Raw genomic sequence first — 24,588 nt, 5'->3', positions numbered from 1 at the left:
ATATGACTGAAAAAAGACTAGCATGGGATGAGTATTTTGCAGCCCAAGCCCTACTAATTGCCAATCGATCCACTTGTAAACGTGCCAAAGTGGGTGCGATTCTGGTTAAGGATAATAAGGTAATTTCCACTGGTTACAATGGTTCGGTGTCAGGAACCGAGCATTGTATTGATCACGAATGTTTGGTTATTGAAGGCCACTGTGTTCGCACCCTTCACGCTGAGGTCAATGCTATCCTTCAAGGTGCTGAACGTGGTGTTCCTAAAGGCTTTACAGCCTATGTGACGCATTTTCCTTGTCTGAATTGCACGAAACAATTGCTTCAGGTCGGTTGTAAGCGCGTGGTTTATATCAACCAGTACCGAATGGACGACTATGCCCAATACCTTTATCAAGAAAAAGGGACAGAATTGACCCATTTACCACTTGAGACCGTACAGGAAGCTCTTAAAGAGGCAGATTTAATGTAAAAATTATCAAAAATAAATGGTTTAGAAAGATTTTTAAACCGTTTTTTGGTATAATAAGAAGAATAAATTGAAAGAAGGAATTCCAAAAATGGGAAAAATTGAAGTTATTAATCATCCACTAATTCAACACAAATTGTCAATCTTGCGTCGTACAGATACTTCTACAAAAGCTTTCCGTGAGCTAGTAGATGAGATTGCAATGTTGATGGGGTATGAAGTACTTCGTGATCTTCCACTAGAAGATGTGGAAATCGAAACACCAATTACAAAAACAGTTCAAAAACAATTGGCAGGTAAGAAATTGGCCATCGTTCCAATCTTGCGCGCAGGTATCGGGATGGTTGATGGTCTCTTGAGCTTGGTTCCAGCTGCTAAAGTTGGTCACATTGGTATGTACCGTGATGAAGAAACCCTTCAACCAGTTGAGTACTTGGTGAAATTGCCTGAAGATATTGACCAACGTCAAATTTTTGTCGTAGACCCAATGTTGGCAACAGGTGGCTCAGCAATCTTGGCTGTTGATTCCCTTAAAAAACGTGGCGCATCAAATATCAAATTTGTCTGCCTTGTATCTGCTCCAGAAGGTGTAAAAGCCCTCCAAGAAGCTCATCCAGATGTAGAAATCTTTACAGCAGCCTTGGATGAACGTTTGAACGAACACGGTTATATCGTTCCAGGACTTGGAGATGCTGGGGACCGCTTGTTCGGTACGAAATAAGAATAAAGAAGAGAGAAATTTGACATGGGAATTGATTGGGAAGATATTTTAGGTGTAGAGGAAAATCTTGCCGAGGCTTACGATGATTTAGTTAATGAAGCCATGGATGATTATCTAGATGAATCATATGAATGGCAACGTAGTAATAGCAACCATTATGTCGTTGGTGTTTGGAATGGGGAGAAAGTTCGTTTTAAACATAAATGGGGTAATCATGAATTTTCTGAACAAGAAATAAACGATTTACTAAGTGATAAAGTGATTCGATTTCCCTATACTATAAATAAAAGAGAACAAGATATCGTTGGAAAATTGGAACATTTAGAGTATAAAGGGAGAAAGTATGTTGGATTTTCTCCTTCTAATTGGAAAAAATAATTTTTAGTATTTAATTTAAAAATTTGTTAGAAATAGAAATTTGCCCTTTTTGACCTAGATATTATAATAGTCTTATCTTCAGTCATTTGACCAACAAAAATAAAACTCAAAAGGAGAAATGAATGATTCCTGTAGTTATTGAACAAACAAGCCGTGGAGAACGTTCTTACGATATTTACTCACGTCTTCTCAAAGACCGCATCATCATGCTGACAGGTCCAGTTGAAGACAACATGGCCAACTCAGTTATTGCTCAATTGCTTTTCTTGGATGCACAAGATAGTACAAAAGATATTTACCTTTATGTCAACACACCTGGTGGTTCCGTTTCAGCTGGTTTGGCAATCGTTGATACCATGAACTTTATCAAAGCGGATGTCCAAACTATCGTTATGGGTATGGCAGCATCTATGGGTACTGTCATCGCATCAAGTGGAGCAAAAGGCAAACGCTTCATGCTTCCCAATGCTGAATACATGATTCACCAACCAATGGGTGGTACAGGTGGTGGTACTCAACAAACCGATATGGCTATCGCTGCAGAACACTTGCTTAAAACTCGTAACACCTTGGAAAAAATCTTGGCTGAAAATTCAGGTCAGTCAATCGAAAAAGTCCACGCAGATGCAGAACGTGATAACTGGATGAGTGCCCAAGAAACACTTGAATATGGCTTTATTGATGAAATCATGGCCAACAATTCATTGAACTAATGATGAAAGAAGGCAAACTCGACGGGGTTTGCTTTTTTTGGTATAATGGGGAGAGATTTCTTAGGAAGAGGATTTATTATGTTTGAAAAAGCAGAACGCTCTGGATTAATTGTCTATCTTTATTACAATCGAGATGTAAAAAAACTACAGGAATACGGTGATATTTGTTACCATTCTAAAAAACATCGTTACTTACAACTCTATGTTCCAACTCAAGAAGTGGAGCAATTGGTCGGGCGCTTGAGCAAGGAAAAATTTATTAAAAAAGTTAGAGCTTGTCATATTCAAGAGCTGGAAACACCCTTTGTGGGCAATCTTTATCGAGAGGAAAACGTTATCATCGAAAAAGTTCAAGAAAAGTATTGACAATTTTCTGATAATTCGGTATATTCTTAACATGCTATTTATTTAAGAAATAAGGAGATAAAAAAGATGAAGAAAAAATTTGCCCTATCGTTTGTGGCGCTTGCAAGTGTAGCACTTCTTGCGGCCTGTGGAGAAGTGAAGTCTGGAGCGTCAAATGCTGCTGGTAACTCAGTAGATGAAAAGACAATCAAAATCGGATTTAACTTTGAAGAAACTGGTGCCGTAGCAGCCTACGGGACATCTGAACAAAAAGGTGCCCAACTTGCCGTTGATGAAATCAATGCAGCAGGTGGTATCGATGGAAAACAAATCGAAGTAGTCGATAAAGATAACAAGTCTGAAACAGCAGAGGCTGCTTCAGTAACAACTAACCTTGTAACCCAATCTAAAGTATCAGCAATCGTAGGACCTGCGACATCTGGTGCAACTGCAGCTGCGGTAGCGAATGCTACAAAAGCAGGTGTCCCATTGATTTCGCCAAGTGCGACTCAAGATGGATTGACTAAAGGTCAAGATTACCTCTTTATCGGAACTTTCCAAGATAGCTTCCAAGGAAAAATTATCTCAAACTATGTTTCTGAGAAATTAAATGCTAAGAAAGTTGTTCTTTACACTGATAATGCCAGTGACTATGCTAAAGGTATTGCTAAATCTTTCCGCGAATCATACAAGGGTGAGATTGTTGCAGATGAAACTTTCGTAGCAGGCGACACAGACTTCCAAGCAGCCCTTACAAAAATGAAAGGGAAAGACTTTGATGCGATCGTTCTTCCTGGTTACTACACTGAAGCTGGTAAAATTGTAAACCAAGCTCGTGGTATGGGAATTGACAAACCAATTGTTGGTGGTGATGGATTCAACGGTGAAGAGTTTGTACAACAAGCAACTGCTGAAAAAGCATCAAACATCTACTTTATCTCAGGCTTCTCAACTACTGTAGAAGTTTCAGCTAAAGCCAAAGCCTTCCTTGATGCTTATCGTGCTAAGTACAATGAAGAGCCTTCAACATTTGCAGCCTTGGCTTATGATTCAGTTTACCTTGTAGCAAACGCAGCAAAAGGTGCTAAAAACTCAGGTGAAATCAAGGATAATCTTGCTAAAACAAAAGACTTTGAAGGTGTAACTGGTAAAACAAGCTTCGATGCAGACCACAACACAGTCAAAACTGCTTACATGATGACTATGAACAATGGTAAGGTTGAAGCAGCAGAGGTTGTAAAACCATAATAGAAAAATGTTGAAATAGGGAATGAGCCTTTGACTCACTCCCTGTTTCGATGTTTAAGAACCTATCAAAAAGTGAGGGAAAACCCTCGAAATTATAAATAGAAAGAGTGAATCTTATGCTCCAACAACTAGTAAATGGTTTGATTCTAGGTAGTGTTTATGCACTGTTAGCTCTAGGGTATACCATGGTTTACGGGATTATCAAGCTCATCAACTTCGCCCATGGTGATATTTATATGATGGGAGCCTTTATCGGTTATTTCTTGATTAATTCTTTTCAAATGAATTTCTTTATAGCGCTTATTGTAGCTATGCTAGCGACAGCCATTCTTGGTGTCGTGATTGAGTTTCTTGCTTACCGACCTTTGCGCCACTCTACTCGTATTGCTGTTTTGATTACGGCTATTGGGGTTTCTTTTCTACTGGAGTATGGCATGGTCTATCTGGTTGGTGCCAATACCCGTGCCTTCCCTCAAGCGATTCAAACAGTTCGCTATGATTTGGGACCAATTAGCTTAACGAATGTACAGTTAATGATTTTGGCGATTTCCTTGATTTTGATGATTTTGTTACAAGTCATTGTCCAAAAGACTAAGATGGGGAAAGCAATGCGTGCAGTATCTGTAGATAGTGATGCGGCACAATTGATGGGGATCAATGTAAACCGTACTATCAGCTTTACCTTTGCTTTGGGTTCAGCTCTTGCGGGTGCGGCAGGTGTTCTGATTGCCCTCTATTATAACTCTCTTGAGCCTTTGATGGGGGTTACTCCAGGTCTTAAGTCTTTCGTTGCCGCAGTACTTGGTGGTATCGGAATCATTCCTGGTGCGGCTCTCGGTGGCTTTGTAATTGGTCTATTGGAAACCTTTGCGACAGCTTTTGGAATGTCAGATTTCCGTGATGCCATTGTTTATGGAATCTTGTTGTTAATCTTGATTGTCCGCCCAGCTGGTATCCTTGGTAAAAATGTGAAAGAGAAGGTGTAAACGATGAAAGAAAATTTAAAAGTTAATATTCTATGGTTACTCCTTTTGTTAGCTGGCTATGGCTTGATTAGTGTACTGGTTTCAGTCGGAGTACTTAACCTATTCTATGTACAGATTTTACAACAAATTGGAATTAATATTATTTTGGCTGTTGGTCTCAACTTAATCGTTGGTTTTTCAGGACAATTTTCACTTGGTCATGCTGGTTTCATGGCGATTGGTGCCTATGCAGCAGCTATTATTGGATCTAAATCACCAACCTACGGTGCCTTCTTTGGAGCCATGCTGGTAGGGGCTTTGCTTTCAGGAGCGGTTGCCTTGCTTGTCGGCATTCCAACCTTACGTTTGAAGGGGGACTATCTTGCGGTAGCGACTCTAGGTGTTTCTGAAATTATCCGTATCTTTATCATCAATGGTGGAAGTCTTACAAATGGTGCGGCAGGTATCTTGGGAATTCCAAACTTTACAACTTGGCAAATGGTTTACTTATTTGTCGTGATTACAACCATTGCAACCTTGAACTTCTTGCGTAGTCCAATTGGTCGTTCAACCCTCTCTGTTCGTGAGGATGAAATCGCTGCTGAGTCAGTTGGGGTTAATACGACTAAGATTAAAATCATCGCTTTCGTATTTGGTGCCATTACTGCAAGTATTGCAGGATCACTTCAGGCAGGATTTATCGGTTCAGTTGTACCAAAAGATTACACCTTTATCAACTCAATCAACGTTTTGATCATTGTAGTATTTGGTGGACTTGGTTCTATTACAGGTGCTATTGTTTCAGCGATTGTTCTGGGAATTTTGAATATGCTTCTCCAAGATGTTGCTAGCGTGCGTATGATTATTTATGCTTTGGCCTTGGTATTGGTAATGATTTTCAGACCAGGTGGACTCCTTGGAACATGGGAATTGAGCCTATCACGTTTCTTTAAAAAATCTAAGAAGGAGGAACAAAACTAATGGCATTACTTGAAGTAAAACAGTTAACCAAACATTTTGGCGGTCTAACAGCTGTTGGAGATGTGACTCTTGAATTGAACGAAGGGGAATTGGTTGGACTAATCGGTCCAAACGGAGCTGGTAAAACCACTCTTTTCAACCTCTTGACGGGTGTTTATGAACCAAGTGAGGGAACAGTTACCCTTGATGGTCATCTTTTGAATGGAAAGGCACCTTATAAGATTGCTTCTTTGGGACTTGGACGTACTTTTCAAAATATCCGTCTTTTTAAAGATTTAACCGTTTTGGACAATGTTTTGATTGCCTTTGGCAACCATCACAAGCAACATGTTTTTGCTAGTTTCTTACGCTTACCAGTTTTTTACAAGAGTGAAAAAGAATTAAAGGCTAAAGCTTTGGAATTGCTGAAAATCTTTGATTTAGATGGTGATGCAGAAACTCTTGCTAAAAATCTTGCCTACGGACAACAACGTCGTTTGGAAATTGTTCGTGCCCTCGCTACAGAACCTAAAATTCTCTTTTTAGATGAACCAGCCGCAGGTATGAACCCGCAGGAGACAGCTGAATTGACTGAGTTAATTCGTCGTATCAAAGATGAATTTAAGATTACGATCATGCTGATTGAACACGATATGAATCTGGTTATGGAAGTAACAGAACGTATCTACGTACTTGAATACGGTCGTTTGATTGCTCAGGGAACTCCAGACGAAATTAAGACCAATAAACGTGTTATTGAAGCTTATCTAGGAGGTGAAGCCTAATGTCTATGTTAAAAGTTGATAATCTTTCTGTGCATTACGGCATGATCCAAGCAGTCCGTGATGTAAGCTTTGAAGTTAATGAAGGAGAAGTTGTTTCCCTTATCGGTGCCAATGGTGCTGGTAAGACAACTATTCTCCGTACTTTGTCAGGTCTAGTTCGACCAAGCTCAGGAAAGATTGAATTTTTAGGTCAAGAAATCCAAAAAATGCCAGCTCAAAAAATCGTGGCAGGTGGACTTTCACAAGTACCAGAAGGACGCCACGTCTTCCCTGGATTGACAGTTATGGAAAATCTAGAAATGGGTGCTTTCTTAAAGAAAAATCGTGAAGAAAATCAAGCTAACTTGAAGAAGGTCTTTTCACGTTTCCCACGTCTTGAAGAACGCAAGAACCAAGATGCAGCTACTCTTTCAGGAGGGGAACAACAAATGCTTGCCATGGGACGTGCTCTTATGTCAACACCAAAACTTCTTCTTTTAGATGAACCATCAATGGGACTTGCCCCAATCTTTATCCAAGAGATTTTTGATATTATTCAAGATATCCAGAAACAAGGGACAACCGTCCTATTGATTGAACAAAATGCCAATAAGGCACTCGCAATCTCTGACCGAGGCTATGTACTGGAAACAGGAAAAATCGTCCTATCAGGAACAGGAAAAGAACTCGCCTCATCAGAAGAAGTCAGAAAAGCATATCTAGGTGGCTAAAACAATCCAGTGGATTGTTTTAGTCGGTAGATGATGATTACGAAGTAATCTTCATTAATAGTCCGGGGGACCTTTTTAGTCGGCAGATAGAGACTGTGAACCAATTCTCATCTGCACTGGAAGGTTAGCTTCTAATCATTGAAACGGAACAGAATGAGGTGTGTCTACCCTTCATTCACAGAGCTCGATTTTAGAGCTCTTTTTGCTAGCTTATTCATACTTTTCTGAATTTTGAAAAAGAAATGTAAGCGTTTGATAGATTTACAAAAAGATTGTATAATAGGGATAAGAATAGAAAAGGAGAAGTCTCATGGCAGTTAAAGATTTTATGACCCGCAAGGTAGTTTATATTAGTCCAGATACAACAGTATCTCATGCAGCAGATTTGATGAGAGAGCAAGGATTACACCGCTTGCCTGTTATCGAAAATGATCAATTGGTTGGTTTGGTGACAGAGGGAACAATTGCCCAAGCAAGTCCATCAAAAGCAACAAGTCTTTCTATCTATGAGATGAATTATCTTCTAAATAAGACAAAAGTAAAAGATGTTATGATTCGCGATGTTGTCACTGTTTCAGGCTATGCAAGTCTTGAGGATGCAACTTATTTGATGTTGAAAAATAAGATTGGTATTCTTCCTGTAGTTGATAACCATCAAGTATACGGAGTTATTACTGACCGTGACGTTTTCCAAGCCTTTCTTGAAATTGCTGGCTATGGAGAAGAAGGAATTCGGGTGCGCTTCGTTACAGAAGATGAAGTCGGAGTTCTTGGTAAGATTGTTTCTCTAATCGTTGAAGAAAATTTGAATATCTCCCATACAGTAAATATCCCACGTAAGGATGGTAAGGTGATTATTGAAGTTCAAATTGATGGTTCAGTTGATTTAACAGCCTTAAAGCAAAAATTTGAAGCTGAAAATATTCAAGTGGAAGAGATCAGTCGTACTTCTGCGAAAGTTTTATAAGGAGGGAGGTTGGGCAAAAACTCGCTTCTAAATAAAACCACACAGTGATTCCAGTCTTGAATCCAATCAAGCTGAAAGAAACATTGTGTGGTTTTTGAATAGTGGATGTTTTAGAGGCTAGATTCTTGGCCAATTTATACTCTTCGAAAATCTCTTCAAATCTCGTCAACGTCGCCTTATCTTACTCAAGTATAGCCTGTGGCTAGTTTGCTCTTTGATTCTCGTTGAGTATTAGTGATATTCATGATCATGAAGATGAATCCTATCTCTGTTGCGACAGCTTGTTTACCTCTGACATGCACTCTGCGCACGCCAAAAATATAGTAAACTGAACCAAAAACAGTACATAATGTGGTATAATTTTCTTATGGCCTATTCAATAGATTTTCGTAAAAAAGTTCTCGCTTATTGTGAGCGAACAGGTAGTATCACAGAAGCATCACACATTTTCCAAATCTCACGTAATACCATTTATGGCTGGTTAAAGCTAAAAGAGAAAACAGGAGAATTAAACCATCAAGTAAAAGGAACAAAACCAAGAAAGGTTGATAGAGATAGACTTAAAAACTATCTTACTGACAATCCAGACGCTTATTTGACTGAAATAGCTTCTGAATTTGACTGTCATCCAACTACTATCCACTATGCTCTTAAAGCTATGGGCTACACTCGAAAAAAAGAACCACACCTACTATGAACAAGACCCAGAAAAAGTAGCTTTATTTCTTAAAAATTTTAATAGTTTAAAGCATCTAGCACTTGTTTATATTGACGAAACGGGAATCGATCGCTACCTCTATCGTCCCTATGCACGAGCTCCTAGAGGGGAGAAAGTCTATGAAAAGATTAGCGGACGGCGTTTTGAGCGGACTTCAATTGTTTCAGGACAAGTAGACGGAGAGTTTATAGCTCCCATGATTTACAAGGAAAGTATGACGAATGACTTCTTTGTAGAATGGTTCAAAACGCAACTCCTACCTGCTTTGAAGACACCTCATATCATTGTCATGGACAATGCAAGTTTTCATCCCAAAAACATTTTGGATGAACTCCGTATCCAAAATAAACACTTTTTCTTACTTCTACCACCTTATTCGCCAGATTTGAAGCCTATTGAGCAAGCTTGGGCTATCTTGAAAAAGAAAGTGACGGATTTATTAAGGGAAGTCCCAAATATTTTTGAATGTTTGGAGTGCTTTTTTATAGTAGATTGAAACTGCAATAGTACACAGCGACTGCTAAAACATTTCTAGAAATTAATTTGACTTTCCTAATCAATTTGTTCATATCTCATTTCAATACACTATAAAACTAAATGACTATATAAAAAACGAGCATTTCCGTAGTTGGAGATGCTCGTTTTTTGATAGTTAGAAGTGGGTTTTTGCCCAGCCTCTTTTATCGTTTGTAAAATTCATGGTATAATATGTATAAATATCGCTAAGGGTATCCTTAGTCTATTGCTTACACAATGAGTAAGGGACTATTGCCCCAGTCTCTTGGTAATTCTTAAACAATACCTTGTGCAATCATAGCATTTGCTACATTTTCAAAGGCAGCAATGTTAGCTCCTGCGAGGTAGTCTTTATCAAGACCATATGTTTTTGAAGTTGTTTTAGCTGTGTTGAAGATGTTTGTCATGATATCTTTGAGACGTCCATCAACTTCTTCACGAGTCCATGAGAGGCGAAGGCTGTTTTGGCTCATTTCGAGGGCTGAAACGGCTACACCACCAGCGTTGGCAGCTTTGGCAGGTCCGTAGAAGATACCATTTTCTTTGTAAACTTTGATGGCATCAAGGTCGCTTGGCATGTTGGCACCTTCAGATACACAGATAACGCCTTGAGCAACCAAACGTTTAGCTGCTTCACCGTTAATTTCGTTTTGAGTAGCACATGGAAGCGCAATATCATAGTTTCCAGCGTAAGTCCATACAGAACCTTCGTGGTAGCTTGCAGTTGCTTTTTCAGCAGCATACTCAGTCAAACGAGCACGACGTTTTTCTTTAACATCTACTAAAAGATCAAAGTCGATACCGTTTTCATCGATGACATAACCATTTGAGTCAGAAACAGAGATAACAGTTGCACCGAGTTCAGTCGCTTTTTGAAGAGCGTATTGGGCAACGTTACCAGAACCTGAAATGACCACTTTCTTACCAGCAAAGCTGTTGCCGTTAGCTTTAAGCATTTCCTCAGTGTAGTAAACCAAACCGTAACCAGTTGCTTCTGGACGAATCAAGCTACCACCAAATCCAAGAGGTTTACCAGTCAAGACACCAGCATCAAATTGGTTAAGGCGTTTGTATTGACCGTAAAGGTAACCAATTTCACGTCCACCAACACCGATATCACCAGCAGGTACGTCAAGTGATGGTCCGATGTGTTTTTGCAATTCAGTCATGAAGCTTTGGCAGAAGCGCATCACTTCAGCATCTGTTTTACCTTTAGGATCGAAGTCTGATCCACCTTTTCCTCCACCGATTGGAAGTCCAGTCAAGACGTTTTTAAAGATTTGTTCAAATCCGAGGAATTTCAAAATCCCTTGGTTTACAGTTGGGTGGAAACGAAGTCCGCCTTTGTATGGTCCAACAGCTGAGTTGAATTGAACACGGTAACCACGGTTTACTTGAATGTTTCCATCACGGTCAACCCAAGGAACACGGAAAGAAATCACGCGCTCTGGCTCAGTAATACGTGCCAAGATATTTTCTTCGATATACTCAGGATGTTTTTCAAATACAGGTTCCAAAGTGTTGAAAAATTCTTCAACAGCTTGGAGGAACTCAGCCTCGTGCCCGTTACGAGCTTTTACAGTTTCAAACACGCTTTGGATATATTCTTTAGCAGATGTCATATTGTTCTCCTTAAATTCTAATTTAATTATGTGTGTCATTATAGCAGAATTTTTTTTAACTGTAAAGAGAAAAACAAAAATTTTCTAAAAATTCTATCAATTCGGTTCAGATTTTTCTTTAATTCATAAAATACGAACTTTTTTCTTTGAAATATCTTTCTCAAAGAGAAAATATGAAAATATGGTATAATATTAGCAATAAAAGGAATCTGGAGGATTAGAATCATGGTATCAACGAAAACACAAATTGCTGGTTTTGAGTTTGACAATTGTTTGATGAATGCAGCAGGTGTGGCTTGTATGACGATAGCAGAGTTAGAAGGAGTTAAAAACTCAGCGGCAGGAACCTTTGTCACTAAGACAGCGACCTTGGACTTCCGTCAGGGGAATCCTGAGCCACGCTATCAAGATGTTCCACTTGGTTCCATCAACTCTATGGGCTTGCCAAATAATGGCTTAGACTACTATTTGGACTATCTTTTGGATTTACAGGAAAAAGAGCCAAACCGAACTTTCTTCTTATCTCTAGTTGGAATGTCTCCAGAGGAAACCCATACTATCTTGAAAAAAGTCCAAGAGAGTAACTTCCGTGGTCTGACTGAGCTAAATCTTTCTTGCCCAAATGTTCCAGGTAAACCTCAGATTGCCTATGATTTTGAGACAACAGACCGTATCTTGTCAGAGGTATTTGCCTACTTTACCAAACCTCTTGGAATCAAGCTCCCACCATATTTTGACATTGTTCACTTTGACCAGGCAGCAGCGATTTTCAACAAATACCCGCTCAAGTTTGTCAACTGTGTTAACTCTATCGGGAACGGCCTCTATATAGAAGACGAGTCTGTCGTTCTTCGTCCTAAAAATGGTTTTGGTGGAATTGGTGGAGAATACATTAAACCGACTGCTCTAGCCAATGTTCACGCCTTTTATCAACGCTTAAATCCTCAAATCCAAATCATCGGAACAGGTGGCGTTTTGACTGGTCGTGATGCCTTTGAACATATCCTCTGTGGAGCAAGTATGGTGCAGGTGGGAACCACCCTTCACAAAGAAGGCGTCGGTTCTTTTGAACGTATTACCAATGAACTAAAAGCAATCATGGCGGAAAAAGGGTACGAGAGCTTAGAAGATTTCCGTGGGAAATTACGCTATATCGATTAAATGAACTAAAAAGTCAGAAGAAAGGAGAGAAGATGTTAGCCATTGAAGAAAGTCAGAAGTTGACTTTATCAAATTTACCTAGTCTGAGCCTTTTTACAGGGACAGATCAGGGTCAGTTTGAAGTGATGAAGAGTCAAGTGTTGAAACAGATTGGCTATGATTCTGCTGACCTCAACTTTGCCTACTTTGATATGAAAGAAGTAGTTTACAAAGATGTAGAACTGGAGTTGGTCAGCCTTCCTTTCTTTGCGGATGAGAAAATCGTGATATTGGATCATTTTGTCGATATCACAACTGCTAAAAAGCGCTTTTTGACAGATGATGAGCTTAAGTCGTTTGAGGAATATCTTGATAATCCTTCTCCAACAACCAAGTTGCTAATCTTTGCAGAAGGAAAAATGGATAGCAAAAGACGGTTGGTTAAATTACTTAAGCGTGATGCCAAGGTTTTTGATGCAGTAGAAGCCAAAGAACTAGAACTGCGCCAGTACTTCCAAAAGTGGAGTCAGAAACAAGGTCTGCAGTTTGCCAATCATTCTTTTGAAAATCTCCTTGTAAAGTCGGGGTTTCAATTTAGCGAAATCCAGAAAAATCTCCTCTTTTTACAGTCCTATAAGGCGGATTCTGTTATCGAGGAAGAGGATATTGTCAATGCTATCCCCAAGACTTTGCAGGACAATATTTTTGATTTGACTCAGTTTATTCTGACTAAAAAGATGGATCAAGCGCGCGACTTGGTTAGAGACTTGACCTTGCAAGGGGAAGACGAAATTAAGCTCATAGCTGTTATGTTAGGACAATTTCGGACTTTTACTCAGGTGAAGATTTTGTCGGAGTCTGGGCAAACAGAAGCGCAGATTGCAAGTAGTCTAGGTGGCTATCTAGGACGCACTCCTAATCCCTATCAAATCAAGTTTGCGCTGAGAGATTCGCGAGGACTTTCCTTGAGCTTTCTGAAGCAAGCTATTTCTTATTTGATTGAGACTGACTATCAGATTAAAACAGGTCTTTATGAAAAAGGTTTCCTTTTTGAAAAGGCGCTCCTACAGATTGCTAGTCAGATCAATTGATATAATAGATTGAAACTGGAATAGTACACTACGGATGCTAAAACATTTCTAGAAATTAATTTTATTTTGATAATTAATTTGTTCAAATCTTATTTCAATATACGATACTATCTGAAAAAAATTTAACCCGCGTCAGGATTATCTTGTCGTGGGTTTCTTACTGATTTGCTTATTTTATACTCAATGAAAATTAAAGAGGAAACTAGCCGCAGGTTGCTCAAAGCACTGCTTTGAGGTTGCGGAGGAAACTGACGAAGTCAGCTCAAAACACTGTTTTGAGGTTGTGGATAGAACTGACGAAGTCAGCTCAAAACACTGTTTTGAGGTTGTGGATAGAACTGACGAAGTCAGTAACCATACCTACGGCAAGGCGACGCTGACGTGGTTTGAAGAGATTTTCGAAGAGTATTATTAGAAAGTATTTCAGTGATTTCCTTATCTATAAGCAAAAAACTTGAAAAAAGTGAATGTTTGCGTTATCATTTTCATATAGAAAGAAAAAGAGGTATTACAGATGGCTATTATCTTACCAGATCTTCCATATGCATACGACGCTTTGGAACCATACATCGATGCGGAAACAATGCACTTGCACCATGACAAACACCATCAAACTTATGTCAACAATGCCAATGCAGCTCTTGAAAAACACCCTGAAATTGGTGAAGACCTTGAAGCCTTGCTTGCTGATGTAGAATCTATCCCAGCTGATATCCGTCAAGCACTTATCAACAATGGTGGTGGGCACTTGAATCACGCTCTTTTCTGGGAATTGATGACTCCTGAAAAAACAGCTCCATCAGCAGAACTTGCAGCAGCAATCGATGCAACATTTGGTTCATTTGAAGAGTTCCAAGCAGCCTTCACTGCAGCAGCAACAACTCGTTTTGGTTCTGGATGGGCATGGTTGGTTGTCAACAAAGAAGGGAAGCTTGAAGTGACTTCAACAGCAAACCAAGACACACCAATCTCAGAAGGTAAAAAACCAATCTTGGGCTTGGACGTTTGGGAACATGCTTACTACGTGAAATACCGCAACGTGCGTCCTGACTACATCAAAGCTTTCTTCTCAGTGATCAACTGGAATAAAGTAGATGAATTGTACGCAGCTGCTAAATAATGATAGTTGGAGGGAAGAATTGTTCTTCTCTTTTTAAGGTTATATTATTTTGGTCTGACAAAATCGTCAGACTTTTTTCATTTTTATGAGAAACGTGCTAACTGCTAGAAATTATGGTAGAATAAAGTATTAAGTAATCGTGAAAAAAGGATATCTATGCGAAAAGAAATTGCACCTGAATTATACAACTATAACAAGTTTCCTGGTCCTGAGTTTCATTTACACGGGGACAAGGTCGAAACGGAAGGGATAGCTTTTTCCTTGGTTGAAAATATCAAGGATGCCTTCGATGTGACGGCTTTTAATCAGCGTTTTTCAGAAGTCTTAACTAAGTTTGATTATATCGTGGGGGACTGGAGTAATGAACAGCTTCGCCTACGAGGTTTTTACAAGGATGACCGAACAGAAGAAAAACTTGAAAAAATCAGTCGTTTACAAGACTACCTTTTAGAGTATTGTAGTTATGGTTGTGCCTATTTTGTCTTAGAAAATGAAGCCCCTAAGCGAGCATCATTTGACAAGAAAATGCGTAAGAAGGAAGAAGAATCGTCTTCTAGAAAAGGAAAGAAACAGGCTCAAACCAAACGAAAACCGAATGCAGATAAGAAAAATAGACGTCGTCAGAAAGACCAGCATTCTCAGAAAGAGGACAAGGGGCAACGTCATTTTGTCATTCGTCAGAAGTGAGTAGAGAATAAGGAGAAGAAATGAAACCGTCAATTTATAGTTTAACACGTCAAACCATGCAGGAATGGGTTTTGGAGCAGGGAGAAAAGAAATTCCGTGCAGATCAAATCTGGGAATGGCTTTACCGTAAACGTGTCCAGTCATTTGAAGAGATGACTAACCTTTCCAAGGATTTGATTGCTAAGCTTAATGACCAGTTTGTGGTCAATCCCTTGAAACAACGTATCGTTCAAGAGTCTGCTGATGGGACAGTTAAATATCTTTTTGAATTGCCAGATGGAATGCTGATTGAGACAGTACTCATGCGTCAACACTATGGTTTGTCAGTCTGTGTGACCACTCAGGTTGGCTGTAATATCGGTTGTACCTTCTGTGCCTCTGGTTTGATTAAGAAACAACGCGACCTCAATAACGGTGAAATCGTAGCGCAAATCATGCTGGTTCAGAAATACTTTGATGAGCGTGGTCAGGACGAACGCGTCAGCCATATCGTTGTCATGGGTATCGGTGAGCCTTTTGATAACTACAACAATGTCTTGAATTTCGTTCGTACTATCAACGATGACAAGGGAATGGCAATCGGAGCTCGTCACATTACGGTTTCAACCTCAGGTTTGGCACATAAAATTCGTGATTTTGCTAATGAAGGTGTTCAGGTCAATCTTGCCGTTTCTCTTCATGCACCTAACAATGAACTTCGTTCAAGCATCATGAAGATTAACCGTGCCTTTCCGATTGAAAAACTCTTTGCTGCTATTGAGTACTACATCGAAACAACCAATCGTCGTGTGACCTTTGAGTATATCATGCTCAATGAAGTCAATGATGGTGTAGAACAAGCCTTGGAATTGGCTGAATTGCTCAAGAATATCAAGAAATTGTCTTATGTAAACTTGATTCCTTATAACCCAGTTAGTGAGCATGACCAATATAGCCGTAGTCCTAAAGAGCGCGTCATGGCCTTCTATGATACACTTAAGAAAAAAGGGGTTAACTGTGTTGTTCGTCAAGAGCATGGTACTGATATTGATGCAGCTTGTGGACAATTGCGTTCTAATACAATGAAACGTGACCGTCAGAAAGCAGTCACAGCAGTAAATCCGTAATGATGAAAAAAACTCATAATCATGTTTTGGTCTGGGGAGTCATTTTCTATAGCATTTGTATCATCTACTTTTGTTTTACTCCTCAAGAACATTCTCCCGTGGGAGTGGAAACTCCAGGTATTCAGCATCTTGGACGCCTGGTTTTTCTTTTGACTCCTTTCAATTCTTTCTGGAAACTGGGTGAAGTGAGTGATATGGGACAATTATGTTGGATTTTTTTACAAAATATCCTCAATGTCTTCTTGCTCTTCCCTCTGATCTTTCAACTCCTTTATCTCTTTCCAAACTTGCGGAAAACAAAAAGAGTGCTTCTTTTCAGTTTTCTAGTGAGTCTTGGAATCGAGTGTACGCAGTTGGTCTTGGACTTTTTCTTTGATTTCAATCGCGTCTTTGAGATTGATGATTTGTGGACCAATACCTTGGGTGGCTATCTGGCTTGGCTCCTCTATAAACAATTACATAAAAACAAGATAAGGAATTAAAATGAGTATTTTAGAAGTTAAAAATCTGAGTCACGGTTTTGGTGACCGTGCAATTTTTGAAGATGTGTCCTTCCGTCTCCTCAAGGGAGAGCATATCGGTCTAGTCGGTGCCAATGGTGAAGGGAAATCAACCTTTATGAGCATTGTGACTGGCAAGATGTTGCCAGACGAAGGAAAGGTTGAGTGGTCCAAATATGTGACGGCAGGCTACTTAGACCAGCACTCCGTTCTTGCTGAAGGCCAATCTGTTCGTGATGTTCTACGTACAGCCTTTGATGAGCTATTCAAAGCTGAAGCCCGTATCAATGACCTCTATATGGAAATGGCTGAAGACGGAGCGGATGTTGATGCTCTCATGGAAGAAGTGGGTGAACTCCAAGACCGTCTGGAGAGTCGTGATTTTTACACCTTGGATGCTAAGATTGATGAAGTGGCGCGTGCCCTTGGTGTCATGGACTTTGGCATGGATACGGATGTAACCTCTTTGTCAGGTGGGCAAAGAACCAAAGTGCTTTTGGCCAAGCTTCTCCTTGAAAAGCCTGATATCTTACTTCTGGACGAGCCAACCAACTACTTGGATGCTGAGCATATTGACTGGCTCAAGCGCTATCTCCAAAACTATGAGAATGCCTTTGTCCTTATTTCGCACGATATTCCATTCCTGAACGATGTGATTAATATTGTCTACCATGTAGAGAATCAACAGCTGACGCGTTATTCTGGTGACTACTACCAGTTCCAAGAAGTCTATGCCATGAAGAAATCTCAGCTAGAAGCTGCCTACGAACGTCAGCAGAAAGAGATTGCCGACCTCAAGGACTTCGTCGCTCGTAATAAAGCGCGTGTTGCAACACGAAACATGGCCATGTCCCGTCAGAAGAAATTGGATAAGATGGATATTATCGAACTCCAAAGTGAGAAACCAAAACCATCCTTTGATTTCAAATCAGCTCGTACGCCAGGGCGCTTTATCTTCCAAGCCAAGGATTTGCAGATTGGTTATGACCGACCTTTGACCAAGCCTTTAAATCTTACCTTTGAACGCAATCAAAAGGTTGCCATTATCGGTGCTAATGGTATTGGAAAAACGACTCTCTTGAAGAGTCTCTTGGGCATTATTCCGCCAATCGCTGGGGAAGTGGAACGTGGTGACTACCTAGAACTCGGTTATTTTGAACAGGAAGTAGAAGGCGGTAATCGCCAAACACCACTAGAGGCTGTCTGGAATGCCTTTCCAGCCCTCAATCAAGCAGAAGTCCGTGCAGCCCTTGCCCGTTGTGGTTTGACAACCAAGCATATTGAAAGTCAAATTCAGGTCTTGTCAGGTGGGGAACAAGCCAAGGTTCGTTTCTGTCTCTTGATGAATCGTGAAAACAATGTTTTAGTGCTGGACGAGCCGACCAACCATTTGGATGTGGATGCCAAGGATGAACTCAAACGCGCTCTCAAAGAATATAAGGGATCTATTCTTATGGTCTGTCACGAACCAGACTTCTATGAAGGCTGGATGGACCAAATCTGGGATTTTAATAATCTAACTTAAAAATGAGGATAAAAGAAATACAGTACCGTATGTGGGTACTGTATTTTTTAGATTTTTAAGATTTAATACTCTTCGAAAATCAAATTCAAACCGTATCAACGTCGCCTTGCCTTATGTATAGTTACTGACTTCGTCAGTTCTATCCACAACCTCAAAGCAGTGCTTTGAGCAGCCTGTAGCTAGTTTCCTAGTTTGCTCTTTGATTTTCATTGAGTTTAAAATCGTAGTCTTTCACCACTTCGATACTGTCGATTGTGATAGCAGTAGTTGGCTTGTCTTTTTCATCTTTTTCGGCTTTAGCAATCTTATCTACAACATCCATACCGTCAATCACTTGGCCAAAGACTGGGTGTTTGCCATCTAGACTAGGGTTTCCCCCTTCTTTGTAGGCTTCGATAATTTTCTGTGGATACTTGCTTGTAGGGAGTTTAGCAGAGGTATCTGTAGAATTTTGGTTGATGAAGAACTGGCTGCCATTGGTGTTTGGTTGACCAGTATTAGCCATAGAAAGAGCACCACGGATGTTATAGAGATAAGGAGTAATCTCGTTTTTGAAACCAGTTCCCTTGTCTTTTGTTTTATCCTTGTCATGCCAGATAGACTGACCACCTGTACCGTCCCCCTTTGGATCTCCAGTTTGAACCATGAAGCCATCGATGACACGGTGGAAGGTAATACCGTTATAGTAGCCTTCTTTAGCATGAGTGAGGAAGTTTTCAACTGCTAGAGGAGCCAGTTTAGGGAAGAGCTTAATGCGAATATCACCTTGGCTTGTGTGGAGAATCACCTCAGCCTCGTCTTCAGCAACTTCCTTAGAAAGTTGAGGAAAATTGGCATTCTCGTTTGTCAAAGCATCATTTAACTCCTTGGCAGATTGGGCAGCTGCTTTGGAGCTTTCTTCAGCAGCAAGACTGGAATCAACATAGTCATTACCACGCAGACTGCGTTGGATGCTACTACATCCAGCTAGGGCTATAGTTGATAGTAAAAGAAGGGTTGCTAGTTTTTTCATTCTGATCCTTTCAAAAATTCATTTCTACCATTGTACCCTAAAAGGAAGTGGATTTCAAATGTTAGTGACAAGACAGTTTAAGAGGAAGTCAACCAAAAATCACTTGATTAGAGATTCTTCTTTGGATGACGGTCGATAATTTCCTGGTACTGTTTCAGTATCTGCTCCCCCTTTGGAGTCAATTTGTAGCCACGAATTGAAAAGTGACTTGCTAATTCTTCTTCTGAAAAGTTGTTATGAAGGGCTTGTTCCAGATCTGTATCCTTCATCTTAGATAGTTCTGTAATTCCCTTGCTTTTCAGAATATTCTTTTTCATAGTAGCATTGAGATGATCAAGTGAATCAGAAGCAGTTTCAATGACAGTATAACCTTTTTCTACCAGAGTTTTAGATGCTTAGGGGTATCAATACCATAAGTGTACTCGAAGTATTTAGGAAACCAGGTTTCGGTGGTAAAAGTGCCAAACTGGATTCTCCATAGTAAAATGATATCTCCTGCTAGTAAATCATTTGTTAATAATTCCATGTTTCTTTTGGGAACAGGCTTGGGATTTAGGAGCCAAGCATCCAAATCTCGTTCAGGAGAGATGAAGGGTTTGAGTTGATGGTCTTTATAAAATGTTTCTAATACTCTTCGAAAATCAAATTCAAACTACGTCAGCTTTGCCTTGCCGTACCTAAGTACAGCCTGCGGCTAGCTTCCTAGTTTGCTCTTTGATTTTCATTGAGTATAAAATAGTATTCACTGATAGCCTCTTTCAAACATTTATTTCCTACTTCTAACAAATTTCTAAATGGTTTAAAAATTTTATAGTCTGTCAAGTTTTTTTCTTGACACCTGTCAGAAATCTGTTATAATAGAACATGTGCTAAATAGCTCAGCTATTTCACCGAAATAAAAAATAAGAAAAGAGACTTTAAAAATGGCAGTTAAAATCCGTTTGACTCGTATGGGTTCTAAGAAAAAACCTTTCTACCGTATCAACGTAGCAGATTCACGTTCACCACGTGACGGACGTTTCATCGAAACAGTTGGAACTTACAACCCACTTGTTGCTGAAAACCAAGTAACTTTGAAAGAAGACCGCGTTCTTGCATGGTTGGCTGATGGAGCTCAACCTTCAGATACAGTTCGCAACATCCTTTCAAAAGAAGGCGTATTGAAAAAATTCCACGATTCTAAGTTCTCAAAATAAGTTTAAAGTAGGTTGACAGATGGATACGATTGAAAATCTCATTATTGCGATTGTGAAACCCTTGATTTCACAACCAGATGCCTTAACTATCAAGATTGAAGATACACCAGAGTTTTTGGAATATCATTTGGATCTTGATCAAAGCGATGTGGGTCGTGTAATCGGTCGTAAGGGTCGCACTATTTCTGCGATAAGAACGATTGTCTACTCTGTCCCAACTGAAAACAAAAAAGTAAGAATCGTTATTGACGAAAAATAAGAAGGGCGGGACGAATGTCTCGCTTTTTTGTGAGGAGAAAGAATGAGAGATTTAACAGTTAGACAACTAGAGGAATATTTACTTGACCATTACCGACAATCTAGAACAGAAGAAGGGCTTTTTATTAAACTAGTAGAAGAAGTTGGAGAAGTTGCTGAGGTTTTAAATGGACGCTCTGTTCGAAAAGAAGGAGTTCAAGATTCGAACGAGGAACTAGCAAAAGAACTGGCTGATATCATTCACTACACTGTCGCAATTGCGGCCATCAACGACATAGATCTAACAAAGACTATTTTTGAAAAAGACAAAAAGGCGGCTATCAAATATCAGCATGAACGAGATTTGGAAGGATTTTTGAAAGGGGACAAGAGTTGATGTCCTCTTTCTCCAACTTGAGAAAATCCCTAGAACGTGATAAAATAAAGGATAAGGATTTTTAATAATTCATTATATAGAATGAGTGGATTTCTTTATGAAGAGGATTGAAGTATCTACAGAAATTGGTAGTCTCTCTGTTACTTATCAAAAGCAAAAGAAAGTGCTAGTTTGTCTAAACGGAGCAGGTTTGCTACCAAGTTATGAAAATTTTTCACTTATACTTGAAAAACTTCCTCCTACAATTGGTTATTTGACAATTGATTTTCCGAACACAGGTAGGAGTCCGATTCATGACCAAGCTGGAAAAAATCTGGATAATCTTGCAGATGCGGTTTATGAAGTACTTGAAGTATTAGGGATTTCTGAATATATACTTTGTGCACATAGTTTGAGTGGAATTTTAGCTTGCAAATTACTCAAGAAACCAATTAATTGTCAGGCTTTACTAGCAATTGAACCGACAACTAAAAACGTCATGTTTGCTGATTTTTCAGAAAATCCTTATCCAGAAATGCAAGAGCAGATGAGGCTGATTGACGAGTGTGGTCCTGAACTTTATTTTAAGAACTTAACTCAAGCAACATTTAGCCCTGAAATTAATAAAGAAATCTGGAAAATAATGCAAGAAAAAGGTTCAGAGTTGGAAAATCAAGATACAGGATTTCAGATATCTGGAGAGATTACTGAGGAAGATCTTGAGAATGTATCTATAGAATCTTATATCCCTGTATTTATTTTTTGTCAGGCTTATAGAGAAAAAGAGTACAGAGAATCAGAATATTGGACTTCCAATACTAAACTCATTTTAGGAGGGAGTCACCATTATTTACAGTGGTCTGAATCCGAAAAAATTGCGACTATTATTCGAGAATTGTCAGAATAAGATGGAAAGAAGGAGACTACAGGAGACAAGATGAACTACTTTAATGTTGGGAAAATCGTCAATACGCAAGGGTTGCAGGGTGAGATGCGAGTCTTGTCTGTGACAGATTTTGCAGAAGAACGGTTTAAAAAAGGGGCTGAGCTGGCCTTGTTTGATGAAAAAGATCAGTTTGTTCAAACAGTGACTATCGCTAGTCACCGTAAACAGAAGAACTTTGACATTATTAAATTCAAAGATATGTATCATATCAATGCTATCGAAAAGTACAAAGGATACAGTCTCAAGGTCGCTGAGGAAGATTTGAATGACCTAGACGATGGTGAATTCTACTATCACGAGATTATCGGTTTGGAAGTCTATGAGGGTGATAATTTTGTTGGAACCATCAAGGAAATCCTGCAACCAGGTGCTAACGATGTCTGGGTGGTCAAGCGAAAAGGAAAGCGTGACTTGCTCTTGCCTTATATTCCACCAGTGATTCTCAATGTTGATATTCCAAATAAACGGGTCGATGTGGAAATCTTAGAAGGGTTAGACGATGAAGATTGATATTTTAACCCTTTTTCCAGAGATGTTTTCTCCGCTAGAGCACTCAATCGTTGGAAAGGCTCGAGAAAAAGGGCTCTTGGATATCCAGTATCATAATTTTCGAGAAAATGCTGAAAAGGCCCGCCATGTTGATGACGAACCCTACGGAGGTGGCCAGGGCATGTTGCTCCGAGCCCAACCTATTTTCGATGCCTTTGATGCTATTAAAAAGAAAAATCCGCGCGTCATTCTCCTAGACCCAGCTGGCAAGCAGTTTGATCAGGCTTATGCAGAGGATTTGGCTCAAGAGGAAGAGCTAATCTTTATTTGCGGGCACTACGAGGGTTATGATGAGCGAATTAAGACCTTAGTAACAGATGAGATTTCCCTGGGCGACTATGTCCTGACTGGAGGAGAATTGGCGGCCATGACAATGATTGATGCTACAGTACGCCTGATTCCAGAAGTGATTGGCAAGGAGTCTAGTCACCAAGATGATAGTTTTTCTTCTGGCCTTCTCGAATATCCTCAGTATACGCGTCCCTATGATTATCGAGGCATGGTTGTCCCAGATGTATTGATGAGTGGTCACCATGAAAAGATTCGTCAGTGGCGCCTGTATGAGAGTTTAAAGAAAACCTACGAGCGCAGACCGGATTTGCTTGAACATTATCAACTGACAGCAGAAGAAGAAAAAATGCTGGCAGAAATCAAAGAAAACAAAGAATAAAGGAGAACCCTATGCAAGTAATCAAACGTGATGGAGAAATTGCTGAATTTAATCCAGATAAGATTTACCAAGCTATCTTAAAGGCAGCCCAGACTGTCTATGTATTGACAGATGATTTACGTCAAAACCTTGCACAAGTCACTAAGAAAGTGGTTTTGGATTTGGAAGAGGCCAAGGTGGAACGTGCTACCATCAGCATGATTCAGTCTATGGTTGAGCATCGTTTATTGGGTGCAGGTTACATTACCATTGCAGAACACTACATTTCCTATCGTCTACAACGTGACTTGGAAAGAAGTGGTTATGGAGACCATATCGCTGTTCATTTACATTTTGAACAAATTCGCTAAGAAAAAGAGTGGGATGAAGCAACTACATCTCACTCTTTCTTAAATCTATTTTTTTGGGCTGTTTGGACGGTTGAAGGGACAAATCGTAGGCGTTGAATATCGCTTATGCGGATAATACGGCTTACATTTTTGGCAAAATTTTTCACGATAATTTGCTGGCGTTGCTGATCGTATTTGATAATGTCACCTGTAAAGCTTGTCTCAGACAAGATAAGGTGAACAGCGGTTTGTTTCTGGATAGCCTCTTCAATAGTGGCTGTAAGGGAGTTGGTTTCAGTCTGGTCAGGTTGGTCATGTCCATTTAAAAAGTCATGTATTTTATCTAGAACTTGCTGGAATTTATGTCTCATATTGGCCTCCCTTCTTTTATATCAATATTATATAAAATTTTCCTAAAATCTACAAGATTTTACGAATAATCAAATGAAAGCTAAAAAAGGAGAAGAAAATGGCAGAATTTACATTTGAAATTGAAGAGCACTTGTTGACTCTTTCTGAAAACGAAAAAGGTTGGACTAAGGAAATCAACCGTGTGAGCTTTAATGGTGCCCCTGCAAAGTTTGATATTCGTGCTTGGAGTCCAGATCATACTAAAATGGGCAAAGGAATTACCCTCTCCAATGAAGAATTTCAAACGATGGTGGATGCCTTTAAAGGCAATTAGATTTTCAAAATGAAAGAAAAGGATATTGAGTTATGACAACTCGATATCCTTTTTTAGGTACGACGGGCATGTCGTACATCTGAGGTGTAAGTCCTCCGTGGGCACCCGCTACCGGTGAACCCAATAGCGATTCCCAAGCCTGACTATCGTGAGGTAGCGGGGAGAGGAAGGGATAGCGAAATCGTGGCTCTACGAACAGGAACGTGATAGTAAGGCGTATATAGCGGATAAGGGGGCCTAAAACTCTAAAGTCCAAAAAGGTAGTCGTAACCTATATGCGTAAATCACGAGAGTAAAGAGTAAA

32 protein-coding genes and 1 pseudogene are annotated in these 24,588 nt (G+C 39.7%); 27 read left to right on the top strand and 6 right to left on the bottom strand.

Annotation, left to right across the window (positions count from 1 at the left end; translation table 11 throughout):
- Positions 1–2: 2 nt before the first annotated feature.
- The 11 genes from D8787_RS02815 to D8787_RS02760 all read left to right on the top strand — a co-directional run bounded on the left by D8787_RS02815 (position 3) and on the right by D8787_RS02760 (position 8,259).
- Complete coding sequence (locus tag D8787_RS02815; RefSeq protein WP_000136974.1) at positions 3–470, top strand: deoxycytidylate deaminase; 468 nt, start codon at positions 3–5, stop codon at positions 468–470.
- A gap of 88 nt (positions 471–558) precedes the next feature.
- Positions 559–1,188 carry a uracil phosphoribosyltransferase gene (gene upp, locus D8787_RS02810; RefSeq protein ID WP_000515974.1) on the top strand — a complete coding sequence of 210 codons (630 nt, stop codon included), beginning with the start codon at positions 559–561 and terminating at the stop codon, positions 1,186–1,188.
- A 24-nt stretch (positions 1,189–1,212) separates the two neighbouring features.
- Positions 1,213–1,566 (top strand): DNA topoisomerase I, encoded by a 354-nt coding sequence (locus tag D8787_RS02805; RefSeq protein ID WP_125420623.1) that lies wholly within the window; start codon positions 1,213–1,215, stop codon positions 1,564–1,566.
- Positions 1,567–1,688: 122 nt separating this feature from the next.
- Positions 1,689–2,279, top strand: a complete 591-nt coding sequence (gene clpP / locus D8787_RS02800) for an ATP-dependent Clp protease proteolytic subunit ClpP (RefSeq protein ID WP_000613475.1) — start codon at positions 1,689–1,691, stop codon at positions 2,277–2,279.
- Positions 2,280–2,357: 78 nt separating this feature from the next.
- Positions 2,358–2,645 (top strand): YlbG family protein, encoded by a 288-nt coding sequence (locus tag D8787_RS02790; RefSeq protein WP_125420621.1) that lies wholly within the window; start codon positions 2,358–2,360, stop codon positions 2,643–2,645.
- Positions 2,646–2,711: 66 nt separating this feature from the next.
- The gene (locus tag D8787_RS02785; protein ID WP_042901220.1) at positions 2,712–3,872 is read left to right on the top strand and encodes an ABC transporter substrate-binding protein; all 1,161 of its coding nucleotides are present in this window, start codon (positions 2,712–2,714) and stop codon (positions 3,870–3,872) included.
- A gap of 116 nt (positions 3,873–3,988) precedes the next feature.
- Positions 3,989–4,858, top strand: coding sequence for a branched-chain amino acid ABC transporter permease (locus D8787_RS02780; protein ID WP_042901218.1), 870 nt, complete (start codon positions 3,989–3,991; stop codon positions 4,856–4,858).
- A 3-nt stretch (positions 4,859–4,861) separates the two neighbouring features.
- Entirely contained in the window at positions 4,862–5,818 is a 957-nt protein-coding gene (locus D8787_RS02775; RefSeq protein ID WP_042901217.1) for a branched-chain amino acid ABC transporter permease, read from the top strand.
- Positions 5,818–6,582, top strand: a complete 765-nt coding sequence (locus D8787_RS02770) for an ABC transporter ATP-binding protein (protein ID WP_042901215.1) — start codon at positions 5,818–5,820, stop codon at positions 6,580–6,582. The genes D8787_RS02775 and D8787_RS02770 overlap by 1 nt, the downstream gene beginning before the upstream one ends.
- On the top strand, positions 6,582–7,292 hold the full coding sequence (locus tag D8787_RS02765; protein WP_000062200.1) for an ABC transporter ATP-binding protein: 711 nt from the start codon (positions 6,582–6,584) through the stop codon (positions 7,290–7,292). The genes D8787_RS02770 and D8787_RS02765 overlap by 1 nt, the downstream gene beginning before the upstream one ends.
- Positions 7,293–7,602: 310 nt before the next feature.
- Complete coding sequence (locus tag D8787_RS02760; RefSeq protein ID WP_102210700.1) at positions 7,603–8,259, top strand: CBS domain-containing protein; 657 nt, start codon at positions 7,603–7,605, stop codon at positions 8,257–8,259.
- Here D8787_RS02760 and D8787_RS11800 read toward each other — a convergent pair.
- Positions 8,231–8,600: pseudogene (locus D8787_RS11800) on the bottom strand (hypothetical protein); the annotation flags it as partial. The gene D8787_RS02760 and the pseudogene D8787_RS11800 overlap by 29 nt on opposite strands.
- A gap of 26 nt (positions 8,601–8,626) precedes the next feature.
- On the opposite strand from D8787_RS11800, the gene D8787_RS02750 reads away from it, so the two are divergent.
- Positions 8,627–9,473 (top strand): IS630 family transposase gene (locus D8787_RS02750; protein ID WP_125420617.1). Its coding sequence is split into 2 segments (ribosomal slippage): positions 8,627–8,946 and positions 8,945–9,473, totalling 849 coding nucleotides; the frame shifts between segments, so codons are not numbered across the junction.
- Between the two features lie 295 nt (positions 9,474–9,768).
- Here the strand turns inward: D8787_RS02750 and gdhA are convergent.
- Positions 9,769–11,115 carry an NADP-specific glutamate dehydrogenase gene (gene gdhA, locus D8787_RS02745; protein ID WP_125420615.1) on the bottom strand — a complete coding sequence of 449 codons (1,347 nt, stop codon included), beginning with the start codon at positions 11,113–11,115 and terminating at the stop codon, positions 9,769–9,771.
- Between the two features lie 225 nt (positions 11,116–11,340).
- Between gdhA and D8787_RS02740 the strand changes: the two genes are divergently transcribed.
- The 7 genes from D8787_RS02740 (at position 11,341) to D8787_RS02710 (ending at position 18,284) form a co-directional block, all read left to right on the top strand.
- Positions 11,341–12,276: a dihydroorotate oxidase gene (locus D8787_RS02740; RefSeq protein WP_125420613.1), complete on the top strand. Its 936-nt coding sequence runs from the start codon at positions 11,341–11,343 to the stop codon at positions 12,274–12,276.
- A 32-nt stretch (positions 12,277–12,308) separates the two neighbouring features.
- Positions 12,309–13,346 carry a DNA polymerase III subunit delta gene (holA, locus tag D8787_RS02735; RefSeq protein WP_125420611.1) on the top strand — a complete coding sequence of 346 codons (1,038 nt, stop codon included), beginning with the start codon at positions 12,309–12,311 and terminating at the stop codon, positions 13,344–13,346.
- 514 nt (positions 13,347–13,860) lie between these two features.
- Positions 13,861–14,466 (top strand): superoxide dismutase SodA, encoded by a 606-nt coding sequence (sodA, locus tag D8787_RS02730; RefSeq protein WP_000974733.1) that lies wholly within the window; start codon positions 13,861–13,863, stop codon positions 14,464–14,466.
- 156 nt (positions 14,467–14,622) lie between these two features.
- Positions 14,623–15,153, top strand: a complete 531-nt coding sequence (locus D8787_RS02725; RefSeq protein WP_125420609.1) for a YutD family protein — start codon at positions 14,623–14,625, stop codon at positions 15,151–15,153.
- Positions 15,154–15,173: 20 nt separating this feature from the next.
- Positions 15,174–16,259 (top strand): 23S rRNA (adenine(2503)-C(2))-methyltransferase RlmN, encoded by a 1,086-nt coding sequence (gene rlmN / locus D8787_RS02720; protein ID WP_125420607.1) that lies wholly within the window; start codon positions 15,174–15,176, stop codon positions 16,257–16,259.
- A complete protein-coding gene (locus D8787_RS02715) occupies positions 16,259–16,741 on the top strand; it encodes a VanZ family protein (RefSeq protein WP_125420605.1) in 483 nt (160 codons plus the stop codon). Before rlmN ends, D8787_RS02715 begins: the two co-directional genes overlap by 1 nt.
- Position 16,742: 1 nt before the next feature.
- Complete coding sequence (locus D8787_RS02710) at positions 16,743–18,284, top strand: ABC-F family ATP-binding cassette domain-containing protein (protein WP_000025380.1); 1,542 nt, start codon at positions 16,743–16,745, stop codon at positions 18,282–18,284.
- A gap of 187 nt (positions 18,285–18,471) precedes the next feature.
- On the opposite strand, the gene D8787_RS02705 is transcribed toward D8787_RS02710, so the two are convergent.
- From D8787_RS02705 to D8787_RS02695, 3 genes are all read right to left on the bottom strand, one after another.
- Entirely contained in the window at positions 18,472–19,296 is an 825-nt protein-coding gene (locus D8787_RS02705) for a peptidylprolyl isomerase (RefSeq protein ID WP_125420603.1), read from the bottom strand.
- Positions 19,297–19,403: 107 nt separating this feature from the next.
- Positions 19,404–19,613: a hypothetical protein gene (locus D8787_RS02700; RefSeq protein ID WP_125420601.1), complete on the bottom strand. Its 210-nt coding sequence runs from the start codon at positions 19,611–19,613 to the stop codon at positions 19,404–19,406.
- Between the two features lie 59 nt (positions 19,614–19,672).
- The gene (locus D8787_RS02695) at positions 19,673–19,822 is read right to left on the bottom strand and encodes a hypothetical protein (protein WP_260471371.1); all 150 of its coding nucleotides are present in this window, start codon (positions 19,820–19,822) and stop codon (positions 19,673–19,675) included.
- Between the two features lie 397 nt (positions 19,823–20,219).
- Between D8787_RS02695 and rpsP the strand changes: the two genes are divergently transcribed.
- The 7 genes from rpsP (at position 20,220) to D8787_RS02655 (ending at position 23,620) form a co-directional block, all read left to right on the top strand.
- On the top strand, positions 20,220–20,492 hold the full coding sequence (gene rpsP / locus D8787_RS02685) for a 30S ribosomal protein S16 (protein WP_000268760.1): 273 nt from the start codon (positions 20,220–20,222) through the stop codon (positions 20,490–20,492).
- 19 nt (positions 20,493–20,511) lie between these two features.
- Positions 20,512–20,751, top strand: a complete 240-nt coding sequence (gene kphA, locus D8787_RS02680) for an RNA-binding protein KphA (protein ID WP_125420596.1) — start codon at positions 20,512–20,514, stop codon at positions 20,749–20,751.
- 42 nt (positions 20,752–20,793) lie between these two features.
- Positions 20,794–21,126, top strand: a complete 333-nt coding sequence (locus tag D8787_RS02675) for a MazG nucleotide pyrophosphohydrolase domain-containing protein (RefSeq protein WP_125420594.1) — start codon at positions 20,794–20,796, stop codon at positions 21,124–21,126.
- Positions 21,127–21,223: 97 nt separating this feature from the next.
- Entirely contained in the window at positions 21,224–22,012 is a 789-nt protein-coding gene (locus D8787_RS02670; RefSeq protein WP_125420592.1) for an alpha/beta fold hydrolase, read from the top strand.
- Positions 22,013–22,042: 30 nt separating this feature from the next.
- Entirely contained in the window at positions 22,043–22,561 is a 519-nt protein-coding gene (rimM, locus tag D8787_RS02665) for a ribosome maturation factor RimM (RefSeq protein WP_125420590.1), read from the top strand.
- The gene (gene trmD / locus D8787_RS02660; protein ID WP_125420588.1) at positions 22,551–23,270 is read left to right on the top strand and encodes a tRNA (guanosine(37)-N1)-methyltransferase TrmD; all 720 of its coding nucleotides are present in this window, start codon (positions 22,551–22,553) and stop codon (positions 23,268–23,270) included. Before rimM ends, trmD begins: the two co-directional genes overlap by 11 nt.
- Before the next feature lie 11 nt (positions 23,271–23,281).
- Entirely contained in the window at positions 23,282–23,620 is a 339-nt protein-coding gene (locus D8787_RS02655; protein ID WP_001196040.1) for an ATP cone domain-containing protein, read from the top strand.
- Positions 23,621–23,649: 29 nt separating this feature from the next.
- On the opposite strand, the gene D8787_RS02650 is transcribed toward D8787_RS02655, so the two are convergent.
- Positions 23,650–23,970 carry a hypothetical protein gene (locus D8787_RS02650; RefSeq protein WP_020900208.1) on the bottom strand — a complete coding sequence of 107 codons (321 nt, stop codon included), beginning with the start codon at positions 23,968–23,970 and terminating at the stop codon, positions 23,650–23,652.
- A gap of 98 nt (positions 23,971–24,068) precedes the next feature.
- On the opposite strand from D8787_RS02650, the gene D8787_RS02645 reads away from it, so the two are divergent.
- The gene (locus D8787_RS02645) at positions 24,069–24,284 is read left to right on the top strand and encodes a YdbC family protein (protein ID WP_000807422.1); all 216 of its coding nucleotides are present in this window, start codon (positions 24,069–24,071) and stop codon (positions 24,282–24,284) included.
- Positions 24,285–24,588: the final 304 nt, after the last annotated feature.

Source organism: Streptococcus mitis (assembly GCF_003944325.1).
Lineage (GTDB): Bacteria > Bacillota > Bacilli > Lactobacillales > Streptococcaceae > Streptococcus > Streptococcus mitis_CW.
Note: the sequence above shows the minus strand (reverse complement) of the source record. Positions and strands in the feature narration are given on the sequence as shown.

Coding starts and splice junctions, on each gene's coding strand:
- D8787_RS02815 (WP_000136974.1), top strand. CDS start 3: ATGACTGAAAAAAGACTAGCATGGGATGAGTATTTTGCAGCCCAAGCC.
- upp (WP_000515974.1), top strand. CDS start 559: ATGGGAAAAATTGAAGTTATTAATCATCCACTAATTCAACACAAATTG.
- D8787_RS02805 (WP_125420623.1), top strand. CDS start 1,213: ATGGGAATTGATTGGGAAGATATTTTAGGTGTAGAGGAAAATCTTGCC.
- clpP (WP_000613475.1), top strand. CDS start 1,689: ATGATTCCTGTAGTTATTGAACAAACAAGCCGTGGAGAACGTTCTTAC.
- D8787_RS02790 (WP_125420621.1), top strand. CDS start 2,358: ATGTTTGAAAAAGCAGAACGCTCTGGATTAATTGTCTATCTTTATTAC.
- D8787_RS02785 (WP_042901220.1), top strand. CDS start 2,712: ATGAAGAAAAAATTTGCCCTATCGTTTGTGGCGCTTGCAAGTGTAGCA.
- D8787_RS02780 (WP_042901218.1), top strand. CDS start 3,989: ATGCTCCAACAACTAGTAAATGGTTTGATTCTAGGTAGTGTTTATGCA.
- D8787_RS02775 (WP_042901217.1), top strand. CDS start 4,862: ATGAAAGAAAATTTAAAAGTTAATATTCTATGGTTACTCCTTTTGTTA.
- D8787_RS02770 (WP_042901215.1), top strand. CDS start 5,818: ATGGCATTACTTGAAGTAAAACAGTTAACCAAACATTTTGGCGGTCTA.
- D8787_RS02765 (WP_000062200.1), top strand. CDS start 6,582: ATGTCTATGTTAAAAGTTGATAATCTTTCTGTGCATTACGGCATGATC.
- D8787_RS02760 (WP_102210700.1), top strand. CDS start 7,603: ATGGCAGTTAAAGATTTTATGACCCGCAAGGTAGTTTATATTAGTCCA.
- gdhA (WP_125420615.1), bottom strand. CDS start 11,115: ATGACATCTGCTAAAGAATATATCCAAAGCGTGTTTGAAACTGTAAAA.
- D8787_RS02740 (WP_125420613.1), top strand. CDS start 11,341: ATGGTATCAACGAAAACACAAATTGCTGGTTTTGAGTTTGACAATTGT.
- holA (WP_125420611.1), top strand. CDS start 12,309: ATGTTAGCCATTGAAGAAAGTCAGAAGTTGACTTTATCAAATTTACCT.
- sodA (WP_000974733.1), top strand. CDS start 13,861: ATGGCTATTATCTTACCAGATCTTCCATATGCATACGACGCTTTGGAA.
- D8787_RS02725 (WP_125420609.1), top strand. CDS start 14,623: ATGCGAAAAGAAATTGCACCTGAATTATACAACTATAACAAGTTTCCT.
- rlmN (WP_125420607.1), top strand. CDS start 15,174: ATGAAACCGTCAATTTATAGTTTAACACGTCAAACCATGCAGGAATGG.
- D8787_RS02715 (WP_125420605.1), top strand. CDS start 16,259: ATGATGAAAAAAACTCATAATCATGTTTTGGTCTGGGGAGTCATTTTC.
- D8787_RS02710 (WP_000025380.1), top strand. CDS start 16,743: ATGAGTATTTTAGAAGTTAAAAATCTGAGTCACGGTTTTGGTGACCGT.
- D8787_RS02705 (WP_125420603.1), bottom strand. CDS start 19,296: ATGAAAAAACTAGCAACCCTTCTTTTACTATCAACTATAGCCCTAGCT.
- D8787_RS02700 (WP_125420601.1), bottom strand. CDS start 19,613: ATGAAAAAGAATATTCTGAAAAGCAAGGGAATTACAGAACTATCTAAG.
- D8787_RS02695 (WP_260471371.1), bottom strand. CDS start 19,822: ATGGAATTATTAACAAATGATTTACTAGCAGGAGATATCATTTTACTA.
- rpsP (WP_000268760.1), top strand. CDS start 20,220: ATGGCAGTTAAAATCCGTTTGACTCGTATGGGTTCTAAGAAAAAACCT.
- kphA (WP_125420596.1), top strand. CDS start 20,512: ATGGATACGATTGAAAATCTCATTATTGCGATTGTGAAACCCTTGATT.
- D8787_RS02675 (WP_125420594.1), top strand. CDS start 20,794: ATGAGAGATTTAACAGTTAGACAACTAGAGGAATATTTACTTGACCAT.
- D8787_RS02670 (WP_125420592.1), top strand. CDS start 21,224: ATGAAGAGGATTGAAGTATCTACAGAAATTGGTAGTCTCTCTGTTACT.
- rimM (WP_125420590.1), top strand. CDS start 22,043: ATGAACTACTTTAATGTTGGGAAAATCGTCAATACGCAAGGGTTGCAG.
- trmD (WP_125420588.1), top strand. CDS start 22,551: ATGAAGATTGATATTTTAACCCTTTTTCCAGAGATGTTTTCTCCGCTA.
- D8787_RS02655 (WP_001196040.1), top strand. CDS start 23,282: ATGCAAGTAATCAAACGTGATGGAGAAATTGCTGAATTTAATCCAGAT.
- D8787_RS02650 (WP_020900208.1), bottom strand. CDS start 23,970: ATGAGACATAAATTCCAGCAAGTTCTAGATAAAATACATGACTTTTTA.
- D8787_RS02645 (WP_000807422.1), top strand. CDS start 24,069: ATGGCAGAATTTACATTTGAAATTGAAGAGCACTTGTTGACTCTTTCT.